At 46.2% G+C, this 9,947-nt stretch carries 9 protein-coding genes; 8 read left to right on the plus strand and 1 reads right to left on the minus strand.

Annotated features, from left to right (window positions below):
- Window positions 1-205 (minus strand): DUF3102 domain-containing protein (locus JL57_RS14510; protein ID WP_034141410.1); only part of this gene is annotated, 205 nt, incomplete at its 3' end.
- 529 nt (window positions 206-734) lie between these two features.
- On the opposite strand from JL57_RS14510, the gene hrcA reads away from it, so the two are divergent.
- The 8 genes from hrcA (at window position 735) to mtaB (ending at window position 9,377) form a co-directional block, all read left to right on the plus strand.
- Window positions 735-1,766: a heat-inducible transcriptional repressor HrcA gene (gene hrcA, locus JL57_RS14515; RefSeq protein ID WP_034142750.1), complete on the plus strand. Its 1,032-nt coding sequence runs from the start codon at window positions 735-737 to the stop codon at window positions 1,764-1,766.
- Between the two features lie 87 nt (window positions 1,767-1,853).
- Entirely contained in the window at window positions 1,854-2,462 is a 609-nt protein-coding gene (grpE, locus tag JL57_RS14520; protein ID WP_034142751.1) for a nucleotide exchange factor GrpE, read from the plus strand.
- Between the two features lie 20 nt (window positions 2,463-2,482).
- Window positions 2,483-4,318: a molecular chaperone DnaK gene (gene dnaK / locus JL57_RS14525; RefSeq protein ID WP_034142752.1), complete on the plus strand. Its 1,836-nt coding sequence runs from the start codon at window positions 2,483-2,485 to the stop codon at window positions 4,316-4,318.
- Between the two features lie 534 nt (window positions 4,319-4,852).
- A complete protein-coding gene (gene dnaJ / locus JL57_RS14530) occupies window positions 4,853-5,959 on the plus strand; it encodes a molecular chaperone DnaJ (RefSeq protein WP_034142753.1) in 1,107 nt (368 codons plus the stop codon).
- 14 nt (window positions 5,960-5,973) lie between these two features.
- Window positions 5,974-6,915, plus strand: a complete 942-nt coding sequence (gene prmA / locus JL57_RS14535; RefSeq protein ID WP_034142754.1) for a 50S ribosomal protein L11 methyltransferase — start codon at window positions 5,974-5,976, stop codon at window positions 6,913-6,915.
- Complete coding sequence (locus tag JL57_RS14540) at window positions 6,902-7,639, plus strand: 16S rRNA (uracil(1498)-N(3))-methyltransferase (protein ID WP_034142755.1); 738 nt, start codon at window positions 6,902-6,904, stop codon at window positions 7,637-7,639. The genes prmA and JL57_RS14540 overlap by 14 nt, the downstream gene beginning before the upstream one ends.
- Window positions 7,640-7,663: 24 nt before the next feature.
- Complete coding sequence (locus JL57_RS34500; protein WP_291300114.1) at window positions 7,664-7,831, plus strand: hypothetical protein; 168 nt, start codon at window positions 7,664-7,666, stop codon at window positions 7,829-7,831.
- Window positions 7,832-8,009: 178 nt separating this feature from the next.
- Window positions 8,010-9,377, plus strand: coding sequence for a tRNA (N(6)-L-threonylcarbamoyladenosine(37)-C(2))-methylthiotransferase MtaB (mtaB, locus tag JL57_RS14545; protein WP_034142756.1), 1,368 nt, complete (start codon window positions 8,010-8,012; stop codon window positions 9,375-9,377).
- Window positions 9,378-9,947 lie beyond the last annotated feature (570 nt).

Genomic DNA, 9,947 nt, shown 5'->3' on the forward strand with positions numbered 1-9,947 from the left:
CCTCTCTTCCCCGACGGGGGGAGTAACTCACTGATTTAGTCAGACATTTGAGCCACTCCCCATGGGGTACCAGCTCTTTGGTTTCCGTCAAACGCCGTCCGATCCCAACGGCGTTGCCAAGCAGCATTTTGCTGCTTTGTTCCTTGATAAAGTTAACCTCGGACGGGATTTGTTCAGGCGTCCTGTTGGAAATTTCCATCCTCATACCGGCTGCCAATCCCTTTATGGAATGTCTTTTCAGATCCCGCTATAGGATATGCCGAGCCCCAGACAAGCGTGAGGGCTATAGCGCCAATCCACCCTTGTCGGATTGCCCAAAGTCTGAGTTGGATATTAAGGCGGAAAATCGTAATATTCTGGTTGCCTAAGAGAAAAAAGGGTTGGTTAGCAAGCCCTACGTAAAGACGTGGGGCTCGTGTGATACTGCGTTCTGGGCTTGAATTGGGGAACGGATCGCAAGTTACAGGACGGTTTCTTGGCTTGCACGGTGGCTTTGATCGACTTTTGACTGCATTCGAAGGCTTGGTAAAAGCTTTGTATTATGCTATCTAAAACTCTCTAGGTATTTTGTTAAAATGATTCTTGACAAAGCTAAAATGAAGTGGTAATGTGAAGACATCAACTGTTAGCACTCATCAAGAGAGAGTGCTAACAACGAACCCGGACGATGAACTTGAGGCGTATAATGTTCGGGTGAGTCCCTAGTAGTCAGTTTTGGAAAGGCGGAAAGCATTATGCAAATGGATGAACGAAAACGCAAAATACTACGGGCGATTGTTCAGGATTATATTGCTACCGCTGAACCGATTGGTTCTCGTACGATTGCGCGTAAATTTGATCTTGGCGTATCCTCTGCGACGATACGCAATGAGATGGCGGATTTAGAAGATTTAGGGTTTATCGAACAACCTTATACTTCCGCTGGACGGATTCCATCCGATGCGGGGTACCGGTATTTTGTAGATTGTCTGATGGATCCTAAGGTCCTTAATGATGAAGAAAAAGAATTTATTGAGCGAGAAAGTACGAGAAGAATCCATGAGATTCAAGAAGTTATTACCCATACCAGTAAATTGTTGTCTGAGCTTACGAATTTGACGAGTCTTGTCCTTGGTCCTCATAAGGCTAAAAGTACGTTTGGGAAATTGCATTTTCTACCGTATCAACCGGGGCAGGTTATTATGGTCATCGTGAAAGAAAATGGTGCTGTTGAAAATCATATTATTGAGGTCGGGGAGAATCAAACAGCGGAAGAGCTTCAACAAGTGGCTGAAGTTTTTAATCAAAAAATGCGTGGGTACTCTTTAAATCAAGTTAAACGCAGCATGCTGCATGAAATCTATAGCGAATTGTCAAGGCAGAGGCTTTTGATTGATAATACTCTTGATATGCTTAGAGCCATTCTGGACGATAGCGAAGGAGAGGAACGGATCTGTCTTGGGGGGACCCTCAATATGTTAAATCAACCTGAATTTAAGGATTTAGGGAAGGTTAAAACGTTATTTAAACTCTTCGAAGAAAATGAGCCGCTTAAAAAACTATTACATCCTGACCAAGAGGGACTAAATGTCACGATCGGTGGAGAAAATAGCTTGAAGGAATTTAAGGATTGTAGTGTCATTTCTGCTACTTATAGAGTCAATGGTCTAACCATCGGTGCGGTGGGGGTGCTCGGTCCAACACGTATGGATTATGCTAAGGTCATTGCAATTGTTGATTTTATGACGCGTAGTTTGACGGATGTCCTGACGAAACGCAGGCGGTGACGAAAAACATCAAATATGCGGGTGATTGAGCCTTTTAGGTTCATTCTTATATAAATTTTGGGACTAAGTTATGAGAGGTGATCATGCATGGCGCGAATGAGAGAAGATACTCTCAGAGGCCGAGAGCTAAGTAGCGACGAAGATAATTTGGGAGATAAGCAAGAACATGAATCTGAGAAATCCATACACGACGAAGATAGTCTGGATAGCAAGGATATGAGCCCTCCGGAGAAAATTCTAACCTTAGAAACGGAGCTTATCCAGGCTAGAGCTAAAGCAGATGAACATTATGATCATTTGCTACGCATGCAAGCAGATTTCGATAATTATCGAAAACGGACCCAAAAGGAAAAGACCGAAATCATAAAATATGCGTCTGAACGTGTGGTTGGGGAGTTGCTTCCTGTTTTAGACAATTTTGAGCGAGCAGTTAGTGCCGCTCAAATCAATCCTGATTTCGCAGCTTTTTCACAAGGGGTGGAGATGATTTTACGTCAGCTGCAAACGGCTCTTAGCAAAGAGGGTCTCAAGGCGATTGAAGCCGTCGGGCAACCGTTTGACCCAAATCTTCATGACGCAGTGCTGCGGGTGGAGTCAGAAGAGCATCCTGAAAATACTGTTGTAGACGAATTACAAAAGGGATATTACCTAAAAGAAAAAGTTTTACGTCCAAGTATGGTTAAAGTTTCGAACTAGTTATAAGGAGGAAGAAAACAATGGGTAAAATTATTGGTATTGACTTAGGTACTACAAATTCTTGCGTAGCTGTTATGGAAGGTGGAGAAGCAGTTGTTATCCCTAATGCGGAGGGAAATCGTACAACTCCATCTGTAGTAGGTTTTTCTAAATCTGGCGAGCGACTCGTCGGACAGGTGGCTAAGCGGCAATCTGTTTCCAATCCGGACAAAACCGTCAGTTCCATTAAACGCCATATGGGTACAGATCATAAAGTAAAGATAGAAGATAAGACCTATAGTCCTCAAGAAATTTCGGCGATGGTTCTCCAAAAACTCAAAACGGATGCTGAAGCCTATATTGGACAGCCTGTTACCCAAGCCGTTATTACTGTTCCTGCCTATTTTACCGATGCCCAACGTCAAGCAACAAAGGATGCAGGAGCTATTGCTGGACTTGAAGTACTGCGGATCATTAACGAGCCTACTGCGGCTGCACTTGCCTATGGCCTTGACAAAAAGGATGACTCGACTGTTTTGGTCTTTGACCTAGGCGGCGGAACCTTCGATGTTTCGATCCTCGAATTAAGTCAAGGAATGGTTGAGGTTAAAGCCACGAGCGGGAATAATCGTTTAGGCGGCGACGATTTTGACCAGCGTCTGATTGACTATATGGTGGCAGAATACAAGAAAAGTCATGGAGCAGATCTTTCTAAAGACCGAGTTGCTCTCCAACGTTTAAAAGAGGCTGCTGAAAAAGCTAAGATTGAGCTTTCTGGAGTGACCAATTCCAATGTCAATTTGCCGTTTATTACCATGACCGAAGAAGGTCCTCAACATTTAGATATGAATATTTCTCGAGCTAAATTTGAAGAAATTATCTCTGATCTTGTGGAATCTACTCTTGGTCCCACACGTCAAGCGATTGAAGACGCTAAGCTTTCCTGGAATCAAATCGATCAGATCATTCTTGTCGGCGGATCCACTCGTATCCCATCCGTTCAAGAAGCTGTCAAAAAGTTAAGTGGAAAAGAACCACACAAAGGGGTTAACCCAGACGAGGTAGTTGCAATGGGTGCAGCTATTCAAGGGGGCGTACTCAGTGGCGAAGTCAAGGACATGATCTTGCTGGATGTCACCCCGCTGTCTTTAGGGATTGAAACCCTTGGCGGAGTGTTTACTCGGATTATTGATCGAAATTCCACGATTCCAACCACGAAATCCCAGACCTTCTCAACAGCTGCAGACAATCAAACCTCTGTTGATATTCACGTGCTTCAAGGGGAGCGGGAAATGGCGAGTTACAACAAGACACTCGGACGTTTCCAACTTACAGGAATTCCTCCTGCTCCACGTGGTATTCCACAGATCGAAGTTAAATTTGATATTGATGCCAATGGTATTGTTCATGTCTCGGCCAAAGATGTGGCCACTGGAAATGAACAAAAAGTGACCATTACTTCTTCCACGGGTCTTTCCAAAGAAGACATTGAAAAAATGAAGCAAGATGCTGAACTTCATGCAGAAGAAGATAAGAAACACAGAGAAATGATCGATGCTAAGAACCAGGCGGATTCGTTAGCCTATCAAACTGAAAAAACCATGAAAGAGTTTGAAGGTAAGGGAGATGCTGCAGAAGTTGAAAGCGTTAATAAAGCGCTTGGAGATCTGAAGACTGCTGCTGCCGGTGATAGTGTTGAAGAGATCAATGCTAAAATTGAAGCTCTGAACAAAGTTCTTCACCCTTATATTGAAAAAATGTATCAACAAAAAGCGGCTCAAGAGCAGAATGCTGGAGCACAACCTGGAGCCGAAGAGGTCAAAAAAGATGATGATGTTGTAGATGCTGAGTTTACTGAAGTGAAGAAGGATCAATAAAGAGGGATGGAGTGAAATTGCTCCGCTCACCACGGCGCCGTCGCTATCACGCTTGATCACGAGGCGAGCGTTGGCAAACCTCTGGGCTGTTCTGAATGTGAACCAGTGCCACGCTGGCGCCTCGTAATCTAAGCGTGATTGACGCGACTCTGCCTAATGGATTCGCTCCGCAAGTTCACTCCATCCTGTTTGGGGTCGACGAGAGATTGGGCCGACGGGAGTCGGGTTAGTAGGGCGAGGACTGAGGTGGCAACGATGGGAAATGGTGTTGAATTACTTCGTTCTCAACACGTAGCGAAGCTTTGCTTCGTAAATCTATCAAGGATTTGATTGAAATTGGCTTTGATATATAGTTGAGATAAGTCTTAGGGTACAAAGGTTTTTAAGCCTTTGTGCCCGACTTTATTTGTAGAAAAGCAAATTAAAATCCATAAAAATGGATATTTCCTTGTGCTTGAAGGCGAGCGGTCATATAATACTATAGTACTTTGATACTACAGTGGAATGGGTTAAGCAGGAGTGTGGAGGGAAATCATGAAACGCGATAACTATGAGGTGCTCGGGGTCGAGCGAAATGCCGGTGAACAGGAGATTAAAAAGGCGTACAGAAAGTTAGCCCGCCAATATCACCCGGATGTCAACCCGGGGGACAAAGCTGCTGAAGAGAAATTTAAGGAAGTCGCCGATGCGTATGAAGTTTTAGGGGATCCGGAGAAAAGAGCGCGTTATGACCAATTCGGTCATGCTGATCCTAGCCAAGGTGGGTTTGGAGATGCTGGAGGCTTCGGTGACATTTTTGATATGTTCTTTGGCGGAGGCGGCGGGCAACGGCGCGGTGGTCCACAACGGGGCTCAGACTTACGCTATGCCATGACCTTGAGCTTTGAAGAAGCGGTGTTTGGGGTCGAAAAGGAAATTCAGATTCCGCGGGACGAAACCTGTTCGGACTGTCAGGGTTCTGGTGCTGCGCCGGGAACGCATCCGACGACGTGTTCTCAGTGTCATGGTAGCGGGCAGGTCAAAGTTACTCAGCGTACCCCATTTGGTCAAATCCAAACGGCGAGAACGTGTACTACCTGTCAGGGAGAAGGGCGTACTGTCAGTAGCCCATGCTCATCGTGTCATGGACAAGGGAAAGTCCGTAAGGTCAAGACAATTAAGATCAGTATTCCTCAAGGTTCGGAGGATGGTTTAAATTTAAGGCTCAGTGGGGATGGTGAAGCAGGAGCAAAAGGTGGGCCTCCGGGAGACCTTTATATCATCTTGCAGGTCAAACCACATAAGTTCTTTGAACGTGATGGAAATGACGTTTATTGTGAGGTCCCGATTACCTTTATCCAGGCGGCCTTGGGGGCAGAAATCGATGTTCCAACTTTAGATGGAGTGGTTAAGATGAAAATCCCCGAAGGGACACAGACTGCTACAATCTTTAGGCTTAAAGGACACGGAATTCCTCATCGTAGAGGCAGTGGCCGCGGGGATCAGCATGTTCGAGCAGTCTTGACAACACCGACCAAGCTGAATGAAAAACAGAAGAAGCTTTTACGTGAATTCGGCGAAGTAACTTCCGAACAACAACAAATGGGCAAAAAATCTTTGTTTGAAAAGTTCAAAGAAAATCTACGCGATGCGATGGGCTAAAAAGGAGTATAAACATGGATTGGCGTGAAGTGGCGGTAACAGTTTCATCCGATGGAGAAGAAGCTGTTGCCGATCTTTTTTATCAATTAGGTTGTACAGGTGTCAGTATCGAAGATCCGGAAGTTTTGCTGAATTACATAGAATCTGGAGAATGGGATTACCATAGTTTTGGAGAGGTTAAGCTTACTGGGACGTCTGTTGTAAAGGGTTATTTTGCGGAAGATGATGAATTAGGGGAGAAACTGGGCAAGCTTGATTTGGGAGTTCAAGAGTTGCTTAAGCGCTCTCCGGATTGGGTTATTCAGACTAAAGGGCTAACGCTGAAGGAAGTTGATTGGGAAACGGCGTGGAAGGCCTATTTTAAACCGGTTCGAATTGGCAAACATATTTTGGTTAAGCCAACTTGGGAGCAGGCAGAGCTTTTGCCTGGGGATATTGTCATTGAACTTGACCCGGGTATGGCTTTTGGAACTGGGACCCATCCGACGACTACACTGTGTCTGAAGACGATGGAGGGCATCATTAAGCCGGGGCAAACTGTGTTTGATTTGGGGACTGGTTCTGGAATTTTGGCCGTTGCTGCTGCCAAACTCGGGGCAAAGGTCGAGGCGGTGGATCTTGATTCGGTCGCAATCAAGGTAGCCCAAGAAAACGTGGACTTAAATGGTGTGCACGATCGAGTTCGAGTGGCTCGTGGAGATTTAGGCACTGTACTGACGGGACAAGCGGATGTCGTAATTGCCAATATTATTGCAGATGTTATATTAATTTTACTTCCAGATTTAAAACGTATATTGCATCCCAATGGCGAATTTTTAGCGTCTGGCATTATTGATAATCGAGCCGACGAAGTGGAAGAAGCCATTGAGGGAGCCGGGCTCGAGATTATTGAACGCATTTTGGATTCTGGGTGGATTTTATTTCGAGCGAGGTGGGCCAATCGTGAATCGGTTTAAAATTACAGAGCTTGGAAACGATGTTTTTTGGTTACGTGATTCGGAGCGAGAGCACCTTGTCCGTGTGCTTAGGCTTTCGCCGGGAGACTTGGTTGTGGGTTATGATAATTCCGGGAGAGAGTATACGAGTGTCATCCTTAAGATCGAGGACAAAAGTGTCACTTGTCGGATTCTTAGTACAGATCAGCCTGATGTAGAGGCCCATACCGCTGTTTATTTAGTGGCAGGACTTTCCAAGGGGGAAAAGATGGAATGGGTGATTCAGAAAGGGACTGAGCTGGGCATGATAGGGCTTATTCCTTTGCGAGCTAAGCGTTCAATTGTACATATTGAGGGAAGTAAAGCACTGGACAGGGTCGCTCGGTGGCAAAAAATTGCCTCGGAAGCTTCGAAACAGTCGCATAGGGTGCAGGAACCGGAAATTTTTGAGGTTAGCGATTGGAAGAATCTGAAGGAGAAATTACCTGAGGGGACTCAGTGGATTATTCCCTATGAAGAAGAAAAGACTCAGCGCTTAGCTTCCGTGCTTAAAACGATGGATCCTGAGCACCCTATTGCCCTGCTGATTGGTCCTGAGGGAGGGTTTGAGGAGGCCGAGGTTGCTTGGGCGCAAGAGGAGCTGGGGGCTCAAAGTGTCTCACTGGGTCCGAGAATTCTTCGGACGGAAACGGCGGCCTTGGCCGTGCTCACGATGGTTTTGGCGCATTATGGGGATTTAGGGTAGGGGACTTGTGGGACACAGCGCTCGGTGCCTACGACGCAGAGCAAACTAACCGTTCAAGCTCCTACTGTGGGGAGCGGGATACCCGCCAGACTCGCCATCCTTGGCTCGGTTGGCGGCAGTGCACATCCTTGTGCACTGTCCCGTATCTGGGGTCAGTCGCTTGAACGGAAGTTTGCTTTTCTGCTTACGTAGAGACGTCGCGCTCGTGTCACACTGCGTCCCTGGTCTGGGTCGGGGAACGGAAGAACGGAAGAGCGAGGGATAGGAACGAAAGGTTTGGGAGACGGCACATTTATGTGCGCCGTCTTGTCTCTAGGGCAGATTTATTTGAATCACTAGCCACGAACCACGTTAAAGAAGGTGGAGTATTATGTCTCAAGAAGTTGAACAGGTTAATACGCATGCAGCGATCTTCGAACCACGTACTACGAACGACGAACCAAGAAAGGCTGTTTGTTTTGTTACACTGGGTTGTAAAGTGAATCAAACCGAAAGTGAAGCGATGGCTCAACTTTTTCGAGAGGCGAAGTATCAGGTGGTGGGTGCCTCGGAAGAAGCGGATGTTGTGGTGGTTAATACTTGTACGGTGACAAATACTGGAGATAGTAAATCCCGCCAAGTTATTCGTCGAATGATCAAGGCTCACCCTGAGAGCGTTGTCGTGGTCATGGGCTGTTACGCCCAGACGGCACCGGGCGAGATATTGGGGATTGAAGGGGTTGATCTGGTCCTTGGAACTCAGGATCGTGTGAAGATTTTAGAGTGGATTGAGCGAGTGAAAGCGGAGAGAAAGCCTCAGAATGCTGTGCGTGGGATTTGGGATGCTGAGGAATTTGAAGAGCTTCCACAACTCAGTGAGGAGCAACGTACTCGTGCGATGTTGAAGATTCAAGAAGGGTGTAATCAGTTCTGTACCTACTGTATTATTCCGTATGCCAGGGGTCCTTTGCGGAGTCGTATTCCTGAGAATGCGATCGCTGAGGCTCGGAGGTTAGTTGAGGAGGGATATCCTGAAATTGTCTTGACCGGGATTCATACAGGGTATTACGGACAGGACTTGGAAGACCCTTGGAGTTTAGCTCGTTTGGTTCGAGAACTGGATAAGATCCCTGGGCTTCGTCGCCTGCGCCTGAGTTCGATTGAACCGATGGAATATACGGAGGAGTTGATCGAGAGTATTGTTGCGTCTGATAAGGTGTGCCCCCATTTACATATGCCTTTACAGAGCGGTAGTGATAGGGTGCTAGCCCGTATGCACCGTCCTTATAATTTGAGCCAATACAAAGAGCTTTTGGAAAGACTCCACCAGAGGATTCCAAATCTTGCGGTCACAACGGATATTATTGCTGGTTTCCCAGGGGAAACTGAAGAGGATCATCTTTCCACGCTTGAATTTGCAAAGTCCTGTGGTTTTTCCGGAATTCATGTGTTTCCGTATTCGAAACGGAAAGGAACCCCTGCAGCGGATTATCCGGATCAAGTTTCGAAGAAACTCAAGGATCAACGGGTTAAGGAACTTTTGTTGGTTGCCCGTGATAGTCAGCAAGCCTTCATTCGTCCGTTTATTGGAAAACCAGTCGAAGTACTGATTGAATGGGTTGATCCAGTGGGGTGTGCTGTGGGGCATACACCTCATTATATTCAGGTTCACCTGCCGACTCAGGAGGATGGGAAGTCGTGGACCGCGGGACAGCTTGTGACGGTCATTCTGGAGGAGCGCCACATCAAGCGATCCTAAGTAAAGGTACATAAGTATTGGGCTTGGGGATAGCAAACAAAACATCCCGTGACAGAGATTTGACAGATTTGACAAATTGGCGGGGAAATTTAGTCAATTTATACCCTTGGATGGAATAAGATAAGACCAGCTAATAAAAGTCAAGAGTTTGTCTGATTATTTCTTTTAATTTTCGGTTTGTAAAATACGGCATAACAAACTAAGCCATTGAAAAATCCGAACAATGACCTAAACGTTAATTTTTGGGAAGCCCACCTAGAGAAACGGGACGCTCGGCGCTAGCCAAGCAAACTCTCTTTCAATTTGGGGTAACTCTCTGGAGTAAAAGAGACTTTGCAGTCTTCAAGCGTTTGGGTGTAGTGCACGTGTCAATAGGATGATGGCGAGCATATCCTCGGTCTAACGCCCTCCGGTATCCCTCGCATCACCTTTGACACGATCCGAATGGCTCTGTCGTATCCAAACTATTCCTTTAAGCAGCTGCTGGTTGAGGCTTTGTTGTCCTCCAAGTTTGATGATCTTCAGGTCGTTTAATCACAAAGGGCTTTTGGTCACGAAGAACAGCAAATA

The sequence above is a fragment of the Desulfosporosinus sp. BICA1-9 genome (assembly GCF_000802135.1).

Bases quoted from the DNA above. Each gene is read 5' to 3' on its own strand.
- hrcA (WP_034142750.1), top strand. From the start codon at position 735: ATGCAAATGGATGAACGAAAACGCAAAATACTACGGGCGATTGTTCAG.
- grpE (WP_034142751.1), top strand. From the start codon at position 1,854: ATGGCGCGAATGAGAGAAGATACTCTCAGAGGCCGAGAGCTAAGTAGC.
- dnaK (WP_034142752.1), top strand. From the start codon at position 2,483: ATGGGTAAAATTATTGGTATTGACTTAGGTACTACAAATTCTTGCGTA.
- dnaJ (WP_034142753.1), top strand. From the start codon at position 4,853: ATGAAACGCGATAACTATGAGGTGCTCGGGGTCGAGCGAAATGCCGGT.
- prmA (WP_034142754.1), top strand. From the start codon at position 5,974: ATGGATTGGCGTGAAGTGGCGGTAACAGTTTCATCCGATGGAGAAGAA.
- mtaB (WP_034142756.1), top strand. From the start codon at position 8,010: ATGTCTCAAGAAGTTGAACAGGTTAATACGCATGCAGCGATCTTCGAA.